Annotated in this window: 16 protein-coding genes; 3 read left to right on the top strand and 13 right to left on the bottom strand. The window is 34.8% G+C overall.

Annotated features, from left to right (window positions below):
* Positions 1 to 54: 54 nt before the first annotated feature.
* The 3 genes from ACJJVP_RS16445 to ACJJVP_RS16435 are packed head-to-tail and all read right to left on the bottom strand — an operon-like array spanning position 55 to position 3723.
* Positions 55 to 825 (bottom strand): hypothetical protein, encoded by a 771-nt coding sequence (locus ACJJVP_RS16445; protein ID WP_405415368.1) that lies wholly within the window; start codon positions 823 to 825, stop codon positions 55 to 57.
* 25 nt (positions 826 to 850) lie between these two features.
* A complete protein-coding gene (locus ACJJVP_RS16440) occupies positions 851 to 2407 on the bottom strand; it encodes an FMN-binding glutamate synthase family protein (RefSeq protein ID WP_405415366.1) in 1557 nt (518 codons plus the stop codon).
* Between the two features lie 5 nt (positions 2408 to 2412).
* Positions 2413 to 3723 (bottom strand): amidohydrolase, encoded by a 1311-nt coding sequence (locus ACJJVP_RS16435; protein ID WP_405415364.1) that lies wholly within the window; start codon positions 3721 to 3723, stop codon positions 2413 to 2415.
* Between the two features lie 206 nt (positions 3724 to 3929).
* Here ACJJVP_RS16435 and ACJJVP_RS16430 point away from each other — a divergent pair, with 206 nt between their 5' ends.
* Together ACJJVP_RS16430 and ACJJVP_RS16425 are read left to right on the top strand one after the other, a co-directional pair.
* Positions 3930 to 6257 carry an ATP-dependent helicase gene (locus ACJJVP_RS16430; protein ID WP_405415362.1) on the top strand — a complete coding sequence of 776 codons (2328 nt, stop codon included), beginning with the start codon at positions 3930 to 3932 and terminating at the stop codon, positions 6255 to 6257.
* 44 nt (positions 6258 to 6301) lie between these two features.
* On the top strand, positions 6302 to 6925 hold the full coding sequence (locus tag ACJJVP_RS16425) for an L-threonylcarbamoyladenylate synthase (protein WP_405415359.1): 624 nt from the start codon (positions 6302 to 6304) through the stop codon (positions 6923 to 6925).
* Positions 6926 to 6999: 74 nt separating this feature from the next.
* On the opposite strand, the gene ACJJVP_RS16420 is transcribed toward ACJJVP_RS16425, so the two are convergent.
* The 3 genes from ACJJVP_RS16420 to ACJJVP_RS16410 all read right to left on the bottom strand — a co-directional run bounded on the left by ACJJVP_RS16420 (position 7000) and on the right by ACJJVP_RS16410 (position 9414).
* The gene (locus tag ACJJVP_RS16420; RefSeq protein WP_405415356.1) at positions 7000 to 7854 is read right to left on the bottom strand and encodes an OmpA family protein; all 855 of its coding nucleotides are present in this window, start codon (positions 7852 to 7854) and stop codon (positions 7000 to 7002) included.
* 99 nt (positions 7855 to 7953) lie between these two features.
* Complete coding sequence (locus ACJJVP_RS16415) at positions 7954 to 8955, bottom strand: glycosyltransferase family 2 protein (RefSeq protein WP_405415353.1); 1002 nt, start codon at positions 8953 to 8955, stop codon at positions 7954 to 7956.
* Between the two features lie 12 nt (positions 8956 to 8967).
* Positions 8968 to 9414, bottom strand: coding sequence for a type I restriction enzyme HsdR N-terminal domain-containing protein (locus ACJJVP_RS16410; RefSeq protein WP_405415351.1), 447 nt, complete (start codon positions 9412 to 9414; stop codon positions 8968 to 8970).
* 26 nt (positions 9415 to 9440) lie between these two features.
* Here ACJJVP_RS16410 and holA point away from each other — a divergent pair, with 26 nt between their 5' ends.
* Positions 9441 to 10442 carry a DNA polymerase III subunit delta gene (gene holA, locus ACJJVP_RS16405; RefSeq protein WP_405415349.1) on the top strand — a complete coding sequence of 334 codons (1002 nt, stop codon included), beginning with the start codon at positions 9441 to 9443 and terminating at the stop codon, positions 10440 to 10442.
* Between the two features lie 98 nt (positions 10443 to 10540).
* Here holA and ACJJVP_RS16400 read toward each other — a convergent pair whose 3' ends face one another.
* The 7 genes from ACJJVP_RS16400 to ACJJVP_RS16370 all read right to left on the bottom strand — a co-directional run bounded on the left by ACJJVP_RS16400 (position 10541) and on the right by ACJJVP_RS16370 (position 22266).
* Positions 10541 to 10918, bottom strand: coding sequence for a DoxX family protein (locus tag ACJJVP_RS16400; RefSeq protein ID WP_405415347.1), 378 nt, complete (start codon positions 10916 to 10918; stop codon positions 10541 to 10543).
* Positions 10919 to 11155: 237 nt separating this feature from the next.
* A complete protein-coding gene (locus tag ACJJVP_RS16395) occupies positions 11156 to 13567 on the bottom strand; it encodes a thiamine pyrophosphate-dependent enzyme (RefSeq protein WP_405415345.1) in 2412 nt (803 codons plus the stop codon).
* A gap of 157 nt (positions 13568 to 13724) precedes the next feature.
* Positions 13725 to 16574, bottom strand: coding sequence for a M1 family aminopeptidase (locus tag ACJJVP_RS16390; protein WP_405415342.1), 2850 nt, complete (start codon positions 16572 to 16574; stop codon positions 13725 to 13727).
* An 8-nt stretch (positions 16575 to 16582) separates the two neighbouring features.
* On the bottom strand, positions 16583 to 17269 hold the full coding sequence (locus ACJJVP_RS16385; RefSeq protein ID WP_405415340.1) for a TIGR00730 family Rossman fold protein: 687 nt from the start codon (positions 17267 to 17269) through the stop codon (positions 16583 to 16585).
* 45 nt (positions 17270 to 17314) lie between these two features.
* The gene (gene uvrA, locus ACJJVP_RS16380; RefSeq protein WP_405415338.1) at positions 17315 to 20146 is read right to left on the bottom strand and encodes an excinuclease ABC subunit UvrA; all 2832 of its coding nucleotides are present in this window, start codon (positions 20144 to 20146) and stop codon (positions 17315 to 17317) included.
* Positions 20147 to 20308: 162 nt separating this feature from the next.
* Positions 20309 to 21145 (bottom strand): universal stress protein, encoded by an 837-nt coding sequence (locus ACJJVP_RS16375; RefSeq protein ID WP_405415336.1) that lies wholly within the window; start codon positions 21143 to 21145, stop codon positions 20309 to 20311.
* A gap of 68 nt (positions 21146 to 21213) precedes the next feature.
* Positions 21214 to 22266, bottom strand: coding sequence for a response regulator (locus ACJJVP_RS16370; RefSeq protein WP_405415334.1), 1053 nt, complete (start codon positions 22264 to 22266; stop codon positions 21214 to 21216).
* Position 22267 lies beyond the last annotated feature (1 nt).

Here is a 22267-nt window from a genome sequence, read left to right as displayed (position 1 = left end):
AGAACGTCCAAATTTCTCAATTAGTATAGTGGTTTATCGATGAAATACTTAAAATTAGTTTTTGGCGTCTCCCTTCGCCATATCATAAAATGCTTTATAATCCGGTTGAAACTTTATTTGTAAGGATTCTCGTAAGCCGCCATCTTGACCAACAGCAACAATTCGTTCTCCGTTTACACCAAAATCTTTAATTAAAATACTTGCAATGGCAGTAGCTTGCTGCAATGCTACATTCATTTCACCAGTAATATTCAGGCTTGCAACCGTTATGACACTTTTAGGGTTTGCATTTGCAACCTTGGCAACATTCTCTATCCACGTTCTAGATTCGCTTGAAGGATTAACACCAACACCATCTGTAAAGAAGAAGTCTAATTTTTCTGAGATGACTACAGAACCATCAGTTACACCAACTTTTGCATTCTCACCAAGTACTTGTTTTGCATTGGTCAATATAACAACCGCAGTAGAGTCATTACTGGCTACGGCATCGGTTACCCCTTTTAACTGCTTTTCTTTTCTTTCTAAAGCAGCCATAGTTTTGTTGATGTTCTCAGAATTCTGACTGGATAATGCTGCAAAACTGTTTAGGTTCTTCATTAAGGTAGCATTCGCATCTTGTAATTCTGTCACTTGAGATTGGTATTCATCTGAGCGCTGGTCCGCCAATTTCTCGTTACGTTGAGATGTGCTTACCATTTTAGAAATAGAATCTAGTTTAAATTTCAATTCTTGATTTTGCTCTATCAATTCACTTTTTTTCTGAGCTTGAATTGTGCTTAGTCCTATAAAAAATAAAGTAGAACATATAAGAAATCGTTTCATAGTAAAATGCATTAAATAGGTTAATCTATATTTTGCCGCCAAGATACAAACAGTCTTTTAAATCTTGTACACTTGTAAACGGTACTTTTGCTTTATTATAGCCGTACGTGGAAGCTAAACTTTTATTAAGGTCATTGTCATCTACGTTTACTTGAACATCATCCATAGTAAATTGACTGGGGTGTTCATAACCTGCGGCATGAGTGATCTCTAAAAATTCTTTCCTGAATGTACTGAAATATTGTGCCAGTCTATCTGATTTTAAAGGCATATTTATACCTTTTTGCAACCATTTACTTTGCGTAGCAATACCTGTAGGGCACGTATTATTATGGCAAATTTGAGCTTGTATACAGCCAATACTCATCATGGCTTCACGAGCAACATTAATACAATCTACACCCATAGCAAATGCCATTGCTGCTTTTGCGGGAAAGCCTAATTTACCAGATCCAATAAATACGATACGTTCTGTAAGTTTTCTGTTCAAGAATACTCTGTATAGACTAGAGAAGCCATATACCCAAGGCAAAGAGACGTGATCGGCAAATGATGGGGGAGCGGCACCGGTACCACCTTCACCACCATCTACGGTAATAAAATCTGGACCTTTTCCCGTTTCTAACATGAGATCGGCCAATTCTTCCCATTGGTCTAATTTTCCAATAGCACCTTTAATACCCACTGGTAAGCCTGTTTCGTTAGCGATATCTTCAATAAGTGCCATTAGCTCCTTTACATTAGAAAATGCTTTGTGCGTTGAGGGCGATAAAACATCTTTACCTACTTCTACACCTCTAATTTCTGCAAGTTCTGGGGTAATTTTTGCTCCTGGCAAAACACCGCCTTTTCCTGGTTTTGCTCCTTGAGATAATTTAATTTCAATTGCTTTGATGCACGGATTTTCTTCTACCAGTTTTTTCATTTTCTCCATAGAGAAATTACCATCTTCAGTTCTAACACCAAAATAGCCAGTACCAAAATGAAATACTATATCGCCACCGTGTTTGTGGTATGGTGATAAGCCGCCTTCACCTGTATTATGATATGCACCTGATTTGTGAACACCCTTGTTCATTGCTTCTACCGCAGCTGCAGATAAAGAACCAAAACTCATGGCAGATACATTCACTACACTGCCAGGTCTAAAAGGTTTTCTACGCTTATTGTGCTCACCCATGACTTTTGCACAGGGTATAAAATTGGGTTCTGCTTCGTTAGGGTGACCTGCAGGAACTTGGTAACCCATCATTCTATTCTTAACGAAAATATGCTGATGTGCATACAAATCTCTGTCAGAACCAAAACCTTCGTAATTATTTTCCTTTTTTGCAGAAGCGTAAATCCAACCTCTTTCTATTCTGTTAAAAGGCAGTTCTTCTCTATTATTGGCAACAAAATACTGACGCATTTCCGGACCGATACTTTCTAGCCAATAACGCAAATGACCAACAACGGGGAAGTTATGCTTTATGGTGTGCCGTTTCTGAATAAAAATATCATAGATAGCAACAATGAAAAGAAACAAAAAAATCCAAGTCCACCATGGTGGACTTGGAATAGCATTTAAAAAATCGTTCATCAAAATTATCCTTTTGGTTTTATATCTAAAAGCGGTGTTTGGTCGCTATTTAGGTAATCTAAACTCATTTCTGTCAACGTGCGAACTCCTAAAAGTAATCCGCTATCATCAATTAAAAAGTCTGGTGTGTGGTGTGGAAAAGATTCTGTTGTACCTGGAGTCATTCCTCCTAAGAAAAAGAAAAATCCTGGCGCTTCTCTTTGAAAATAAGAGAAATCTTCAGCACCTGTTACCGCTTTTTGAAATTGAACATTTTCATCACCCGCCACTCTTTTAATAGTTGGTAACATCTGTTCCACTAATTCAGGATTGTTATAGGTTATATCTGTAGCATCGGTAATTACACATGTAGCTTCACCGCCATAAGCTTTGGCAATATCACTTACCATTTCTACCATACGTGCATTTAACTTGTCTTTCATTTCATAATCTAATGTCCTAATAGTACCGATCATCTCTGCAGATTCTGGAATAATATTAAAACGAACACCACTTTTGATCTTACCAACAGTAATTACTGCAGCTTCATTGGTTAGGTCCGTCTCTCTACTAATTATTGATTGTAAACCATCAATAATCTTAGCGCTTATTAAAATTGGATCTACACCAGCCCAAGGTTGAGAACCATGAGATTGTTTTCCTTTTACGTTAATTACAAATTGTTGTGCTGCGGCCATAGTTCCACCTGGTTTGTAACGGATTGTGCCAACAGGAGTTTGTGAGTTAATATGTAGACCAAAAATGGCATCTACCTTAGGATTGGTCATTACGCCTTCCTTAACCATTAAAAGTGCGCCACCTTCTTCTCCTGGTGGTGGTCCTTCTTCTGCAGGTTGAAAGATGAACTTAACGGTTCCTTTAATTTTGTCCTTGTTTTTAGACATTACTTCTGCAACGCCCATTAAAATAGCAGTATGCGTATCATGTCCACAAGCATGCATAACGCCTACTTTTTCACCCATAAATTCTGAAGTTACATTAGATTTATATGGTAAATCATTTCTTTCTGTGACAGGTAAGGCATCAATATCTGCTCTAAGTGCCACCACTTTACCAGGCAAATCACCTTTTAATAGACCAACAACACCAGTGTGTGCAACGCCAGTTTCTACCTCAATTCCCAAAGACTTTAAATGCTTGGCAATTTTTTCCGCTGTCTTAAATTCGCGGTTCCCCAATTCAGGATTCTGATGAATTTCTCTTCTCCAATCAACTACTTTGCTTTCAATAGCTTTGTAGTCTTTTTCAAGATTTGGACCTTGTGCCTGAACGGTAAAACCGAAAAGAACGAGAGCCAATAAGCCTAGTTTTCTCATAATCAGTATTTAATGTTAGTTTGTTCTCTATATTTTGTTGATCATTAAGACAAAAATGCATCAACAGGTGTATTCTCTATGCGGAATTAAAGTTTAAATATATTCAAAATGAAAAGAAATACCATCCATTGTTCACAAATCTAAATCACTTCACTTTTACTATCCCTCATTTATGGCTAAATTTACGTCACTAAAAGAAAGAAAATTTGAGCTCATTTATTGATGAATTGAACGATGCCCAAAAGGCTCCTGTTTTGCATAAAGACGGACCTTTAATGGTAATTGCCGGCGCCGGATCGGGTAAAACTCGTGTACTAACTTATAGAATTGCACACCTTATGGCGCAGGGTGTAGATTCTTTTAATATTTTATCCCTAACATTTACCAATAAGGCGGCTCGTGAAATGAAAGCACGTATTGCTCAAATTGTGGGGGCATCTGAAGCTAAAAATCTTTGGATGGGAACTTTCCACTCCGTTTTTGCAAAACTATTACGTATTGATGGTGATAAATTGGGCTATCCTGCCAATTTTACTATTTATGACACGCAAGATTCTCAGCGCTTGTTAGCTTCTATCATTAAGGAAATGGGGCTTGACAAGGATATTTATAAATACAAACAGATTCAAAATAGAATTTCGTCATTTAAAAACAGCTTAATTACCGTAAAGGCTTACCGTAATGATCCAGATTTGGTAGAGCAGGATGCCATGGCAAAAAAGCCAAGAACAGGGGATATTTATGAAAATTATGTAGACCGTTGTTTTAAAGCTGGTGCAATGGATTTTGATGATTTACTATTGAGAACCAATGAGCTTTTAACACGCTACCCAGATGTGTTAGCAAAATATCAAGATCGATTTAGATATATTTTGGTTGATGAGTACCAAGATACCAACCATTCTCAGTATTTGATCGTAAAGGCTTTGGCTGATCGTTTTCAGAATATATGCGTGGTAGGTGATGATGCACAGAGTATTTATTCATTTAGGGGAGCTAACATTAGTAATATTTTGAACTTTCAAAAAGATTACGAAAATGTAGGAATGTATCGTTTAGAGCAGAACTACCGCTCTACAAGAAACATTGTAAATGCTGCCAACTCCGTAATCGGTAAAAACCAAAATCAAATTGAAAAAGTAGTTTGGACGGATAATGATGATGGTCCCTCTATTAAAATTCATAGAAGTACTACTGATGCTGAAGAAGGTAGGTTTGTAGCAAATTCTATTTGGGAACATAGAATGCAGCAACAAATGACCAATGGTCAATTTTGTATATTATATAGAACAAACTCCCAATCTAGGGCTATGGAAGATGCCTTGCGTAAAAGAGATATTCCGTATCGTATTTATGGCGGACTCTCATTTTACCAACGTAAAGAGATAAAAGATGTGTTGTCTTACTTGCGTTTGGTCATTAATACTAAAGATGAAGAAGCCTTAAAAAGGGTGATAAACTTTCCTGCTAGGGGAATTGGTGGTACTACTCTAGATAGATTAATTGTAGCTGCAAATCATTACAACCGTTCCATTTTTGAAGTAATGGAAAACATAGACCGTATAGATTTAAAAATTAATTCGGGTACTAAACGTAAGTTAACAGACTTTGTAAACATGATTAAGAGTTTTCAAGTCATGAACGAAACTGTAGATGCCTTTGCATTATCTGAGCATGTAGCCAAAAAAACCGGTGTTCTTTTAGAATTTAAAAAAGACGGGACCCCAGAGGGTATTGGTAAAATGGAAAACATTGAGGAACTTTTAAATGGTATTAAGGATTTTGTTGAAGGCCAGAAAGAGATTGATGAAGCAACGGGAAATATTAGTGAGTTTTTAGAAGATGTTGCACTTGCTACCGATTTGGATAATGATACTGGTGATGACGATAGGGTTGCATTAATGACCATTCACTTGGCAAAGGGACTAGAATTTCCGTACGTGTATATTGTTGGTATGGAAGAAGATTTGTTTCCGTCTGGTATGAGTATGAGCACCCGAAGTGAGCTGGAAGAGGAGCGTAGGTTGTTCTATGTTGCGTTGACCAGGGCTGAGAAACAAGCGTATTTGACATACACGCAAAATAGATATCGTTGGGGTAAATTAATAGACGCAGAACCTAGTCGTTTCTTAGAAGAGATAGACGAGAAATATGTGGAGAACCTTACACCAATTGATGGTGGGTACCGTTACAAATCTCTTATAAATGCCGATATTTTTGGTGAAGTAGATAAGAGCAGGTTGCGTCAAGAAAAACCAAAAAGGGGCACACCGCCAATAGTTGGTCAACCAAATACAGGACAACTTAAAAAATTACGAAAATTAAAGCCTCAGCTATCAGAGCCTGTTGGTAATACAAATAAGATCGATCCAAATCTTACTGAAGGTTCATTGATTAACCATACTCGTTTTGGTCGTGGTAAGGTTGTGAAAATTGAAGGGGCCGGTAATGATAGAAAGGCAGAAATAATGTTCGATAAAGGCGATATTAAAAAACTATTGCTTCGCTTTGCTAAGTTAGAGGTATTGGGATAGTTTAGTTATATTTAATAATAGTAGGGTTTTTAAACCTAAAGGCAATGGCAGAATTTATCAAAATATACGAAGAGAATCCCAATCCTAAAGAGATTAAAAGGGTAGTGGACGTATTGCGTAAAGGTGGCTTGGTTATCTATCCAACAGATACGGTTTACGGGTTGGGTTGCGATATTACGAACACCAAGGCACTGGAAAAAATTGCACGTATTAAAGGAGTAAAACTGGCAAAGGCTAATTGGTCTTTTATTTGTACCGATTTAAGCAATCTGTCAGATTATGTACGGCAAATTGATACTGCCACTTTTAAAATATTGAAGAGAGCTTTACCGGGACCTTATACTTTTATATTACCCGGTAATAATAATCTGCCTAAAGAGTTTAAAAAGAAAAAGACGGTTGGTATTCGTGTGCCAGATAATAGTATTGTTAAAGCGCTGGTTGAAGAATTAGGTAACCCTATTGTATCAACCTCAATTCATGATGATGATGATGTCTTAGAGTACACTACAGATCCCGAGTTAATTTACGAGAAATGGGACAACCTTGTGGATATTGTAATTGACGGCGGTTATGGTGGTAATGTAGGATCCACTATAATAGATGTTTCTACCGGAGGTTTACCAGAAGTTATTCGTGAAGGAAAGGGTAGTTTAGATATTATTTAAAAATTATATTTTAAACCAGGACATAAAAAAAGCGGCTCTATTGAGCCGCTTTAATTTTATATGCAAATCAGTAATTATTTGTTGATTGCAGGATCTTTCATTCCTTCTTCAATCATGCTGTAGAACTGATCGATTTTTGGAAGAACAACGATACGAGTTCTTCTGTTCTTAGATTTTTCTGTAGTTGAAACTGGTATGTATTCTGCTCTACCTGCAGCAGTCATACGCTTAGGATCTACATTGAAATCGTTTTGTAAAATACGTACAACAGCAGTAGCACGCTTAACACTTAAATCCCAGTTATCCAATAAAGAACCATTTCCTCTGTAAGGTACGTCATCTGTGTGACCTTCTACCATAAATTCAAAATCAGGCTTGTTGTTTACTACTTTAGCAACTTTACCTAAAACTTCTTTAGCTCTACCAGTTACGTTGTAACTTCCACTGCTAAATAATAATTTATCAGAGATAGAAACGAAAACAACACCTTTTTCAACGCTGATTTCTATATCCTCATCGTCCATGTTACCAAGCACACCTTTTAAGCTCTGTACCAAAGAAAGGTTTACAGAATCTCTACGTGTAATTGCATCATTTAATTTACGGATAGTTAAATCTTTCTCTTGTAAGCTTTCTAAAGATTTCTCTAAGTTCTCAGCACCTTTGGTAGTCAAAGTTGTTAAGTTACCCATATTATTAATCAACTCTTGATTGTTTGCTTTTAAGAAAGCATTTTGATCTTCTAAAGTTTGTAGTCTAGATGAAGCTGTTGCTTTTTCTTCTAAACAATCATTTAATTTAACCGTTGCAGAATTCAATAAATCTTGCGCACTTTTATGCTTAGCTTCAAGGTCGGCATACTTCTTTGAAGATACACATGATGAAAGTAAAAGCGTTGCAGCAAGACATCCTAATAATACTTTTTTCATAATTCTATTCTATTATACTTATTAAGTGGTTTAATCAATTTTCGCATCTAAGCGACTCCAAAATTATATAATTACGAAGTTACTTATATACCACGTTAGTTAATCTTTTACTAAAATGTTAAAATTGCTTATTCTATGTACGAAGTAAGACCATACAATGGACTTCGTAACATAGTAATTTCTTAGAAATTGAGTTTTCTCTCTTTTTTTATACATCTTTCTAAACTGCCTGTAAAAGCTTAAATGTGCTCTAAAAATGGCAAAAAAGTGCTTAAATCTTAGCTGAAATAAAAAACGTATCGCAGCTATACCGTCTAATAATAGTCTTAATAAAATAATTATAAATGCTTTTCTTCTTGGTAAGTTTTTAGTAATCGAAAACAAAGTATTTCTAAAATTGAGATAAGTTTTCTTTGGGTTCATATTACTAAGTGTAGAACCACCTAAATGATAAACTTTTGAAGCACCTACATAATAAATTTTGTAGCCATGGTTGTTTGCGCGCCAACACAAATCAACCTCTTCTTGGTGGGCAAAGTAATCTTCATCAAAACCATTAAGTTCATGAAATACCTCTTTTTTAATAAACATACATGCCCCTGTAGCCCAAAATATCTCTCTTATATCATTGTATTGACCCCTATCTTTTTCAAGAGTTTGAAAAATTCGCCCTCTACAAAATGGATAACCTAATTGGTCTATGAAACCACCTGCTGCGCCCGCATATTCAAAATGATCTTTTTTAAGAAGATCAAGAATTTTAGGTTGAATAATTGCAGCTTCCGGTACGTTGTCGAATGTTTCTTTAATAGGAGCTAACCAATTAGGTGAAACCTCTACATCTGAATTTAATAAACAATAAATATCTGCGTCGACATGTTTTAATGCATCATTATAACCTTTTGTAAAACCACCATTTTCGGTATTTTGTATGATTTTTACGGTTGGGTAGTTTTCTTTTACAAATGCAACGGAGCCGTCTGTGGAAGCATTATCCGCAACATATATATCTGCACCGGGAGAATAATTGATAACGGAAGGCAGGTACCTTTCTAAAAGCACTTCACCATTCCAATTTAATATGACTACAGCTATCTTCAAAACGATCGCAAATTAACGGCTAAAATCAGGAATTTCCTTCATAAATTCATATTTTTCCGCAATAAGGTCTGTTTGGCAGTAATAATGTGAGAGTCCGTTCGTAACCATTAAGTAAGTAGCGTTCAATTTAAAATTGTATTGTGCTATTTGATCAAATGTCATTTGAGATATAGAAACTTCGGGTGCCTTGCATTCTACAAGAATGTGCAGTTGACCGTTGGGTTTAAAAACAACCACATCATATCTTTTTTTTAATCCGTTAAGTGTAATTTGTTTTTCCACATTAATATGACTCATCGGATATTTCTTTTCCTGGATAAGAAACTGAACCACATGTTGCCGAACCCATTCTTCTGGAGTGAGTACCAAAAATTTTTTACGTATAACGTCAAAAATCAAGGTTCTATTTTCGCTATTTTTGACCCTGAAAGTGTAGCTAGGGAAATTTAGTGGCTGCATTATACAAAGTTGATGATTTTTTCTGAATGGATGAAGCTGTACAAATAGTCAATGGAATAAAGAAAGGGCAGATAAGCCCTATATATTTCCTTTATGGGGAAGAAGCTTATTTTATTGATAAAATTTCCGATTTTATAAGTGCCAATGTGTTGACCGAAGAAGAAAAGGGATTCAACCAAATGGTGCTTTATGGAAGAGATGTATCTATTGAAGATATTGTAGGCAATGCCAAACGTTATCCTATGATGGCAGAAAAGCAAGTGGTCATTGTAAAAGAAGCACAACACTTATCCCGAACTATAGAGAACCTATGTTCATATGCAGAAAACCCACAACAATCTACAGTTCTTGTTATTTGTTATAAATACAAAAAGTTGGATAAGCGCAAGAAGCTACACAAGATTATAAAGAAGAACGGGGTAGTTTTTGAAAGCAAGAAATTATATGAAAATCAGGTAAGTGATTGGCTTAGAAAACATTTGGTGAGTCGTGGTTATACCATATCTCATAAAGCCGCTTTATTATTGGTAGAATATTTAGGAACGGATTTAGGCAAAATCAGTAAAGAACTAGACAAGTTAAAATTGGTTCTGCCAAAACAGACCGAAATCAATCCTCAGCATATAGAGGAACATATTGGTATAAGTAAAGATTATAATAATTTTGAGTTGAAAAGAGCTATTGGTGATAGAGATATTGTGAAGGCGACCAAAATCATTAATTATTTTGCCCAGAATCCAAAAGACAATCCTTTTATATTGACAATTACCCTATTACATTCGTTTTTTACGCAGTTATTACAGTATCACGGCCTTACGGATCATTCACCTAAAAATGTGGCGAGTGCATTACGCATAAACCCTTATTTTGTAAAAGAAATACAAACTGCCGCTAGAAATTACCCAATGAAGAAAGTAAGCGGAATTATCTCTAGTTTACGTGAAATGGATTTGAAAGGAAAAGGAGTAGGGACTACACCAATGAAAGAGGCTGACCTTTTAAAAGAACTACTTTATAAAATTGTTTAGCGATTAGTCGATAATTGAAATTCAAGCGTTTCTACATTTGCGTAGGAATAGAAATATGGATTTCATTTCAAAACAGTGCTGACGCAGCTTGGTGTCAATTACTTTTTGTCTATTCCAAATTTACCAGGTCCCACTAATGAAACTGTAATGAAGGCTACTAAATAGAACAAAGCTTTTTCTTTAGTGCTGAAATCATCGGCTCCATGAGCCACAAATGCTGCAACGGCCATAGTAATTGCAGTAGGTATTGCCGCTAAGCGAGTTTTAAAACCTATAAGTATCAATATAGGACATACGAATTCGCCGATTACAGCTAAAAATAATGAAGGGGTCTCGCCTATACCAAAAGGATCTGCAAATTGAAATTCCCCTGAAATAAGTTTTTGAAACTTTGGTAGACCATGGGTCAACATCATAGCTGAAATTGCTATTCTAAAAAAAGCTAAGCCAAAATCTTTTAATAACGTGTTTTTCATCGGTACTCATTATTTACTTTAAAAGTATCAATTTTTTTTTGGTTTTTTTGAAATTTATGATACTACTAAATGCGCAGGTAATCCATTTAAAGTACTGGAATACAGAGGTGGCTTAGTTTTCAGTCAGTTAAAGATTTCTAACGATATGTTAAATTTTTCTTATTTTTAAGAAGAAGGAATAAGTAAAAATAATAATTTCATTAATTATAAGATTATTCTTACCTATTTGTGAATTATTTATCTCAATTTAGGAAAATCATCAGGATTAACTTCGTGCATAATGGTATAGACTTTTTCAAAAATATCTTCTCTATTTGGTTTAGAGAAATAATCGCCATCTGTACCATATGCAGGTCTATGTGCTTTAGCGCTCAAAGTTTGAGGCGTACTATCTAAATATTTAAAGGCACCTTGCTTTTCTACTATCTCATTCAATAAATATGCAGAGCAACCGCCTGGGACATCTTCATCTATTACTAATAAACGATTGGTTTTTTTTACACTTTCCAATACATCTTTTTCAATATCGAAAGGCAGTAGGGTTTGCGCATCTATTACTTCTGCATCAATACCCACTTCAATTAATTCCCTAGCGGCTTTTTCAACAATACGTAGTGTAGACCCATAAGAGACTAAAGTAATATCATTACCTTTTTTAATAGTTTCGACTTTACCTATTGGTGTGCAAAACTCACCAAGATTTTTAGGTTTTTTCTCTTTTAGCCTATATCCGTTTAGACTTTCAATAACCAATGCGGGCTCATCGCTTTTTAATAGCGTATTGTAAAATCCAGCAGCCTGGGTCATATTTCTGGGAGCTAAAATATACATGCCTCTTAATAAGTGAATAAGACCTCCCATTTCTGAACCAGAATGCCATATACCTTCTAATCTATGACCTCTAGTTCTAATTATTAATGGCGCTTTTTGTTTACCTGCTGTTCTATATAGCAAAGAAGCTAAATCATCAGTCAAGGTAGATAAAGCATAAAATATATAGTCTAAATACTGAATTTCGGCAATTGGTCTAAGGCCTCTTAAAGCCATTCCTATTCCTTGCCCGATAATGGTGGTTTCTCTTATACCTGTATCGGCAACACGTATTTTTCCATATTTCTCTTGCATACCCTCAAGACCTTGGTTTACATCACCTATGGCACCTGTGTCTTCTCCAAAGATTAATGTGTTCGGGTATTTTTCAAATAACTTATCAAAATTATCCCTAAGAATAACTCTGCCGTCTACCTGTTCTTTATCTTCATTATATTCCGGATAAATGGCTGTGACGTTGGTTGCTTTATTATCATTTTCACTATAGAGATGTGAACTATACTTAAGTTGCGACTCTTCTAAAAAGGTAGCTGTCCAGTTTATTAAATCTTGCTTTTCCTGTGTATCCTCTCCAAGTAAGTACCGTAACGATTTTCTTGCCGAAATAGCCAAATCTTTTCGAACAGGCTCTTCAGTTGCAATTAAATCATTCTTCAATTTATTTAAAAAATTCTTATTTGGACTTTTAGCGGAGGCTTTATCTATAAGATTAATTAGAACAGCCTTCTCAGATAAATGATCTTTTAAATACTCGTCCCAAGCTTGTTTTTTCGCTTCTCTTACGTTTCGCTTAATTCTTTTTTCAATACTTTCCAATTCTTCGGTAGTCGCTATGCCCGAATCTAATATCCATTCTTTAAAGCGTTTATTGCAGTCGTGATCACGCTCCCATGCCAAACGCTTATTGTCTTTGTAGCGTTCATGAGATCCTGAGGTAGAATGACCTTGCGGTTGGGTTAATTCGTTGACATGAATTAATACGGGAACATGTTCTTGTCTGGCAATGTCAGCAGCATTTTCATAAGCATGCATTAGAGCGGTGTAGTCCCACCCGTTTACTCGTAAAATTTCATATCCTGTTTCATTTTCTGTTCTTTGAAAACCAGATAGGATTTCTGAAATATTTTCTTTTGTGGTATGATATTTTGCCGGTACTGAAATTCCGTATTCATCGTCCCAAACACTTATTACCATGGGTACCTGTAAAACACCCGCAGCATTTATGGTCTCAAAAAACATACCTTCACTAGTGCTGGCATTACCAATTGTACCCCATGCAATTTCATTTCCATTTACAGAAAATTTTGCACTATCAAGTCCTTTTTGGTTTCTATAGATTTTAGATGCTTGCGCAAGTCCTAAAAGGCGTGGCATTTGCCCTGCGGTACATGATATGTCTGCACTGCTATTTTTTTGCTTGGTCAAGTCTTTCCAACTACCATCGGCATTTAGACTATGTGTTAAAAAGTGACCTCCCATTTGCCTACCGGCACTCATCGGTTCTTTTTCAATATCTGTTGTGGCATAAAGAGCATGAAAGAATTCTTTAGGTTGTAAAAGACCTAAAGCCATCATAAATGTTTGGTCTCTATAGTAACCACTTCTAAAATCTCCGTTTTTAAAAGATCGTGCCATGGCTAGCTGTGGCAACTCTTTTCCGTCTCCAAAGATTCCAAATTTAGCTTTACCTGTTAAAACTTCTTTTCTTCCTAATAAACTACAGGTTCTGCTTAAGAAAGCAATTTCATAGTCATTGATAATTTGTTCTTTGAAATCTTCAAAAGAAATATCATTACTGGTTTTAGAAGAAACATCCATGTATTAAACGTGTTTATACAAAATTACCGAATCAAGTACTTTTTAGCAACGCTGTAACTAGTTAATTTATTCCATATTTTTCAACAAAATTCGTGTAATTTTGAAAATATGTTAATTTTAACTAGGGAATAGACTTTCTCTTTTCAATTTTAATAGTTTAAAACCATTTTCTTGTGAATAATCCTGTTAAGGTTTTTGGGCTTACTGTGATGATGAAACGTATTTTTTCACCATAATTAGGTTGAGATACTTCCCAACCATTGTTAGAGTGTAAAGGAAAATATAATTCAAAATAATCGGTAACCAAGTTTAGTCTTATACCAGAATCGTAGACAAACTTACCAGGCCTTCCTCGATTTTTTACAACACCTGCATCTCCGTATAATTCAATCCATTTCCATAGGTTGAAACTACCATTAACTGTTGCCAGCCAATCATTGGATAGTCGATATTGTTGATCCAGAATCGATTTAAACCCGCCTTCTGCGATAATAATTTGTTGGCTGTAAATACCGGTATCTTCAGAACGGCCCAAATACCCGTAATCAAAAAGGTAGTCAGTAGGTCTATCTAAACCAAAACTAAAAAAATCGGTTTGTGTTTTATTACTTAAAAATTTCCCTCCGTAAAACCTTAAGTTTAGCTGTCTGTTGTTTTCAAACAATTTACGATACTCATACTCAAATGATAATTTACTAAAATTACCTGCTAATTGAAAATCTGCAAACCAAGAATTATAGTCTAATATGCCATTGTTTCGGCTAGAGTAACGGGCGTTAAATACACTATAATCTGGATTTTCAGGGTCATTGGCTAAGGTTTGTAATGACGGGTCGAAGTCACGTAAAATATTAACATACCTAAAGGATAGAGACTCTCTTTTATTCGATAATAAATCTGCAGGTCTAAAACCAAAACTAATTGATGGGGTTATGGAAGTGTACCTAGAATTTTCATTAAAATGTGATGTAGATGCACCAATACCATAGTTGGCGACATATAAACCACTTTTGCTAAGATATTTTCTATAACTGAATTTACCACTTCCAACAAATGCTTTCTCTTTAAAAGAATAAGAGGGAGAAAAGTCATAAACAAATGGTCTTTCTAATAATGTTTTATTATAAAGCCTCATGCCTGGGGTCCAACCATCGTAAACATTAAAACTTAAAACAGGAACATAGAAAACCTGGTTGTAATACGGGTTCTCAGCATCTTTAAAGAAGGTGAACTTTAATTTTTTGTTACTTGATAAAAATCCTTTTAATGATTTCCAATTATCTCGTTGATTAAACTCGGGTATTTTTTGGTCATAGTTTAGTACAAGTCTGTCTTCATTATTATTGGCTATTATAAATGTTTCTTCTAGCTTAATATCTTTAAACCAATATTCAGAAACTACAGAATCTTTTTTGAGACCAAATATAGAAATAGGAACGTTGGTGCCCTCTTTGTTTTTAATAGTTACCTCAAGAGAATCTTGATCTTTTTTTACCTTCTTTATTTTAAAATCTATTTTTCTGTCTGTAGAAACATAGTCTCTAAAAAACCAATTGATGTCTTGATTTGTAGAGCGTTTTAAAATCGATTCAAAATCGTGGACCTTTACATTATTTAATTTGTAATATTCAAAGAATGTTTTAATACTTTCATCAACATGTTCTTTGCCAATGTAATCTGCCAAGTACGCCAAGCCTAAACCTGCTTTATATTTATTAGCAATCTTTTGATTGAATTTTATAAGAGAATCATTGGATGTTTCTAGTGCTTGGTCTAAATTTTTACGAGCAGTAAGATTATATAAAAATGAATATTGATCATTAAAATCCATCTTAGCTAATTCAAAACTTCTAAATCCCCAAATTTTAGAAAGTTTCCCCATTAGTTTTTGATCGGGATAATACTGTTCTATGTAGGCTATCATTAAATAATTTGCAATTGCGCTATTTAACCATTGTTCTTTACGTGGGTTTAAGAACATTGTTTCTTTTAAGATGCTATTGATTGCCGTTTTTAAGAATTTCATTTCAAATTGAAATTGTTCTTGGTATGGACGAATAAAGGAAGGGAGTTGATTTAAGCCATACAGTGGATCTTTGTTATAATCTAATTCACTCACCAAGATTTTCTCATGTGGGTAATCTCCAAGATTATTATGAATAAAATTGGCTACTTTGTTTATTGATAGACCTTGACCAATTGGGCTGTATCTTGGTGCCCTTATATCGGTCAAAAAAGTCATATAGGGCGTTCTATGTGTAAAAAAATTTTTCTGTGTATTCAGAATTATTTCACCTCCGCGTTGCAAATTTCCTTTTAGTTGAGCGTACTGCCCATTTGGAAATTTTGACTCTGTCTTTATGTCAAAATTTGATGCTAAGTACAGGCTGTCAGGATATTTAAAATTTATGACCGTATTGGTTACGTTCATATAAAGATCCTCAAGATTTTTATTAGAGTATAAGTGCCATTTGCCATCATATACAGCAGGTGTTAAATACCAATCTTTTAAATAATAATCACCTCTATTGCCATAACCGAAAGATGTATATTTATTAGGTGGTAATTTAACCTTGTAAGTAATAAATATCTTTGTGGAAGACTTAGGTGGCAAAATATCATCAAGAGTAACCTTTAAAATGTCTTTGCCCTCTGTTCGGGTCCATTCAAGACCATTATAAGAATCGTCTACTACACTAACTATAGTAGTTTTACCACGCTCTTCAGCTTTTGCTAAATGAAGAGATTTTTTGAATTCTTGAGCAAATCTCTTAGCTAAACCTGTACTCTTGTCTGAATAAGCATTTGCCCAGTCATTAAAATAGATGACCCCTAAATTATAATTAGAGTTGTTGTAATAGGTGAATTCTTGGCGAATATCTAACTCTTTTGTGAATTCATTTAAAGTAACTGTTAGGTTAGTTTCATACTGAGCATAACTACTGAACACATTAGTGATCAATAGTAATAAAGAAAGATAAAAAATAGGAGTAAGGCTGCCTTTCAAAATAAATATTAAAAATTAGGGCTCATGCTATGACCTTTGTAAAAGGAATCGATAATTTCAACAACCTCTTCTTCTGTATCTACAATTTTGATAAGGTTCAAATCTTCTGGGCTAATATTGCCCATTTTTAACATGGTACCTTTAACCCAATCCATTAGCCCGGTCCAAAATTCACTACCTACAAGAATAATAGGGAACTTACCAATTTTATGTGTCTGTATTAGAGTAATAGCCTCAAAAAGTTCATCTAATGTTCCAAAACCACCAGGCATGACAACAAAGCCTTGAGAATATTTTACAAACATTACTTTTCTTACAAAGAAATAGTCAAAATCTAAACTTTTATCACTGTCTATGTATGGATTGTCATGCTGTTCAAAAGGTAAATCTATATTAAGACCGACAGAAGTTCCGCCAGCAATATTTGCCCCTTTATTACCTGCTTCCATGATACCAGGTCCTCCACCGGTAATAACACCATAGCCAGCTTCTGCAATAGATTTCGCAATTGATACGGCTAGTTTATAATATGGATCTTCCTCTTTGGTTCTGGCAGAACCAAATATAGAAACACATGGTCCTATTTTACTCATTCGTTCAAAACCATTGACAAACTCGCCCATTATTTTAAAAATGGCCCAAGAGTCATTAGTTTTAATTTCGTTCCAACCTTTATGATGTTTTTCTGATCTCATATAATTATCTACTAATCTTTATTAATTAGATGTTATTTCCAACTATTATTTTAATTCTCTCTTTAAAAACTTCGCCGTGTAACTATTCTTATCTTTTGCTACATGCTCTGGTGTGCCTTTTGCAACTAGTTGACCACCTGAACGACCACCTTCGTAACCAATATCTATGATGTAATCGACCATTTTGATTACGTCCATATTGTGTTCAATTACCAATACGGTATTACCTTTGTCCGCTAATTTATTCAAAACTTCCATTAAAACCCGAATATCTTCAAAATGAAGTCCGGTTGTAGGTTCATCTAAAATGTAGAATGTATTACCGGTATCTCTCTTTGATAGTTCTGTTGCTAATTTAATACGTTGCGCTTCACCACCTGAAAGGGTAGTGGATTGTTGCCCAAGAGAAATGTAACCTAAGCCCACATCTTGTATGGTTTTTAACTTACGATGTATTTTAGGAATAAGTTCAAAAAATGATACCGCTTCGTTAATGGTCATTTCTAAAACATCTGAAATTGACTTGCCTTTGTATCGTATTTCTAAGGTTTCTCTATTGAATCTCTTGCCATTACAGGTCTCACATTCAACATAAACATCAGGTAAAAAATTCATTTCAATAACTCTGAGCCCTCCACCTTGACAAGTCTCGCAGCGACCGCCTTTTACGTTAAAACTAAATCTACCAGGTTTATACCCCCTAATGGATGCTTCTGTAGTTTTCGCAAACAAAGAGCGAATTTCACTAAAAACACCTGTATATGTTGCCGGATTTGATCTCGGAGTTCTACCAATAGGTGATTGGTTAATATCAATGACCTTGTCGATATGTTCCAATCCGGTTATCTTCTTATAAGGCATTGGTTTCTTGACGCCATTAAAATAATGCGCGTTCATGATAGGGTAAAGTGTTTCGTTTATTAAAGTAGATTTTCCACTACCTGAAACTCCCGTTACCCCGATCATCTTACCTAAAGGGAATTTAACCGTTATGTTTTTTAAATTATTCCCCGTACAACCAGATAATACAATTTCATTACCATTACCGGGTCTTCTCTTTTTAGGAACTTCAATTTCCTTTACACCGGTCATATAATCCGCGGTCAACGTATGTACATGCTTTAGTTGCTCTGGAGTACCTTCTGAAATGATTTCACCACCGTTTTTACCTGCTTTAGGACCAATATCGATAACGTGGTCAGCCCTTTCTATCATATCACGATCGTGTTCAACAACAATGACAGAATTGCCTATATCTCTAAGAGATTCCAATGACTTGATTAGGCGTTCATTATCCCTTTGATGTAGACCGATGCTTGGTTCATCTAAAATATATAGTACACCCACCAGTTGTGAGCCTATTTGAGTTGCTAATCTAATTCGTTGTGCCTCACCACCTGAAAGTGATTTAGAACTTCTATTAAGAGATAAATAATCTAAACCAACATCTAATAAAAACTGAATTCTAGTACTAATCTCTTTTATGATCTCTTCGGCAATCTTAAGTTGATTACCGCTAATTTTTTTATCTAAACCTTTAAAGAATGAAGCAAGTTCAACAATATCAAAATTCGCCAACTCGGCTATATTCTTGTCTTCAATTTTAAAATAGAGAGATTCCTTTTTAAGACGAAAACCTGTGCATGACGGACAAGTAATTTTGTCCATGTATTCTTTTGCCCACCTTTTTATAGACGTAGATGCTGCTTCTTCAAACTGATTTTTTATAAAATTTGAAATCCCCTCGTAATCAATTTTATAAGTGCGCTTAACACCTAATGATTTAGAATCTACCTCAAAACTTTCCTTACCTCCGTTGAGAAGAATCTCAATGGCTGCAGCGGGAATCGTTTCAATGGGGTCCGTAATCTGAAATTGATAACGTTCTGCAATGGTTTCTATCTGCTTGAACGCCCATGATTTTTTATAATCGCCCAACGGAGCTATACCGCCTCCTTTGATAGATAGTTTCTTGTTTGGAAATATTTTCTTCTCGTTAACCTCATAAACGTGACCTAAGCCCTTACAATTGGGGCACATGCCTTTGGGTGAGTTAAACGAAAAAGTGTTAGGTTCTGGGGTAGGGTAAGAGATACCCGTTGTTGGGCACATTAAATCTCTACTGAAATATCTAGGAACCTCAGTGCCTTCTTCAAGTACCATTAAAACATTGTTGCCACTATACATGGCCGTATTTATACTTTCAGATAGGCGTTTGTGGAAATCTTCACTTTCAACCACTTTTAAGCGGTCAATAACAATTTCTATATCGTGGGTCTTGTAGCGATCCACTTTCATTCCTTTTACAATATCCTTTACTTCACCATCAACTCTGACCTTTACAAAGCCCTGCTTCGCAATTTGCTCAAAAAGTTCACGGTAATGTCCTTTTCTAGATTTGATTACGGGAGCAAGAATGTTTATTTTTTTATCTAAATAAGACTCGATGATCAAATTTTTAATTTGCTCATCGCTATAGCTTACCATCTTTTCTCCCGTATTGTAACTATGTGCGTCTGCAGCACGGGCGTAAAGCAATCTTAGAAAATCATAAATTTCCGTAATAGTACCTACCGTAGATCTTGGTGATTTCGAAGTCGTTTTTTGTTCAATGGCTATTACTGGAGATAATCCATCTATTTTGTCAACATCGGGTCGCTCTAGACCTCCTAGAAATTGTCTTGCATAGGCGGAAAAAGTTTCAATATAACGTCTTTGTCCTTCTGCATATATAGTATCAAAAGCCAGTGAAGATTTTCCACTACCAGATAATCCGGTTATTACGACCAGTTTATCTCGGGGAATGGTAACATCTATATTTTTAAGGTTATGAACGCGTGCGCCCTTAACTTCTATATTTTCTTCAAAATTAATCATGTATTCATAGCAAAGTTGCAAAAGTACGATTTTGAGTGCTAATTACATTGCTATGATATTCTTTGAATATGCTCAATTTTTTTTGTTGATTAAAACTTAGAATACATATATAAGCTTGCTACCGGAATTAGTTTTCAGAAAATAAAGAAAAATCATAAAAAATTATTCATGAATTACCAATAAGGGTATGGTAGAGTGAAAACTTGATTGCTCTATAGAATTGGTGAAGAACAATTGTTGAAATAGATTGATGTTTTTAGCTAACATTGTCATCATTTCTATTTTGTTTTCATCTATGTAGTTTATAACAGAATTTTTTACATCTGTTCCAAGAATATTATGAAAACTATGCGATTCGGAAAAGAGCTCCTTTAAATAATCTAGAAGATAGGTTTTATTTATTATTTGAGAACTAGTAAATTTAGACTTGGTTTGTGACATATGTAGAACTTCTAAACTAGCACTGCTAAGTTCCAATATTTCTGTGATTGAATTTAAAATAGGATAGTTGTAAAAAAGATTAAAGTCTGTTGGAAAAGCGATTTTATTGGGAGATTTAATTATAGTTTTTTCTGGTATTACCAAGACATTACAAGGGACTTTGGTAATCACATTACTTGTGTTGTGCCCAAAAATTCTTGTTTCGCTACCCGAAGCGCCCTTTGTACCCATAACTATTAAATCTATTTTTTTATCATCAACTGTTTTTTTGATTATATCTGTGAAACCACCCAGTTCTTCTAATATAATAAATTGATGTAAATTATTGGTTGTCAAGTTTTTAATTCGATAAGCCAAGTCATTCAGCTTTTCTCTAACAGAAACTTTTTTATGTTTAGACTTTACTAAGATAGAATTGTCGGCGACATCAGAGTTACATTGCTCATCAATGTTTAAAACATAAAAAGTGCAAGATATATTTCTAAAGAACTGCAATGCATATTCAAGAGCATTCCAAGAATTATGTGAAAAATCTGTGGGGATTAAAATATGTTTCATTCATGTGACTTACTTTACAAATTTAAATCCATGAGAGAAACTGATAAATGATAAATATCAGGTATGGTTTAATTTACATACTGTAAGGCTTTTAACTCTTTGATTTGTATGTTTCTACCGTCTATTGTTATCAAGCCTTCTTTTTTAAAACCAGAAAGTGTGCGAATTAAACTTTCTGTCGCTATGCCTGCTACACTTGCTAAATCTGTTCTAGAAATTCTTATCGGCTCTTCAGGTTTAGTGTTCATAATGTCGGCGAATTGTAGCAATGTCTGTGCAGTTTTTCTTCGCACTGAACTGTAGGCCATTTGTAATAATTGAGCCTTGATTAGTGAGATGTTTTCTGATAATAACTCCATAAGTTCCAGTGAAATATTCTTGTTCTCACTTAATATTTCTTTTAGACTTTCTTTCGAGATTCCTGCCAATTCTACTTCTTCCAATGCCTTTGCTGTTTCTTGATAAGGTACATTGTTTAGAAATGAAGTGAAACCTAGAAAATCATCGGCTTTTGATAAGGAGGTTATTAATTCTTTACCATCGGCATCCATATTAAAACACTTAACCAATCCTTTTAAAACAAGGTATATTTTGTTTGAACGCATACCTTCTTCATATATAGTTTCTCCTGGTTTAAAATTGGACAGCTCGCCATTGTCATCGAAAAAGTTTTTCAATTCATGTACGGTTCTCATTTCATCTTCAGATACACCATGTTCTTTAGATGTATCGTCTTGCATACGTAATAATAACTCCGCTTTTGCTAATCTACTTTCAATAGCACTTGTTAAATCTTCTTCTTCAAAAGGTTTAGTAAGGTAGTCATCTGCACCTAGGTCCATCCCTTTTCTAATTTCTTTATGTTCCGTTTTTGCTGAAAGGAAAATAAAGGGTATCTGTTTGGTTTTTTCATTGTTTGACAAGTTTTTTAATACACCGTAACCATCTATTTCGGGCATCATAATATCGCAGATGATAATATCTGGTACTTTTTCTGTGGCAACATCGATACCGATCCTTCCATTCGGTGCTGTCATTACATTGTAACCGAATAATTCTAAAAGTTCTTTAGTATTCTCACGTAAGGCTTTATCATCCTCAATCAATAAAATTCTTTTCATC

It is taken from the genome of Maribacter sp. Asnod1-A12 (genome assembly GCF_045063735.1).
In the GTDB taxonomy this organism is placed as follows: domain Bacteria; phylum Bacteroidota; class Bacteroidia; order Flavobacteriales; family Flavobacteriaceae; genus Maribacter.
Note: the sequence above shows the minus strand (reverse complement) of the source record. Positions and strands in the feature narration are given on the sequence as shown.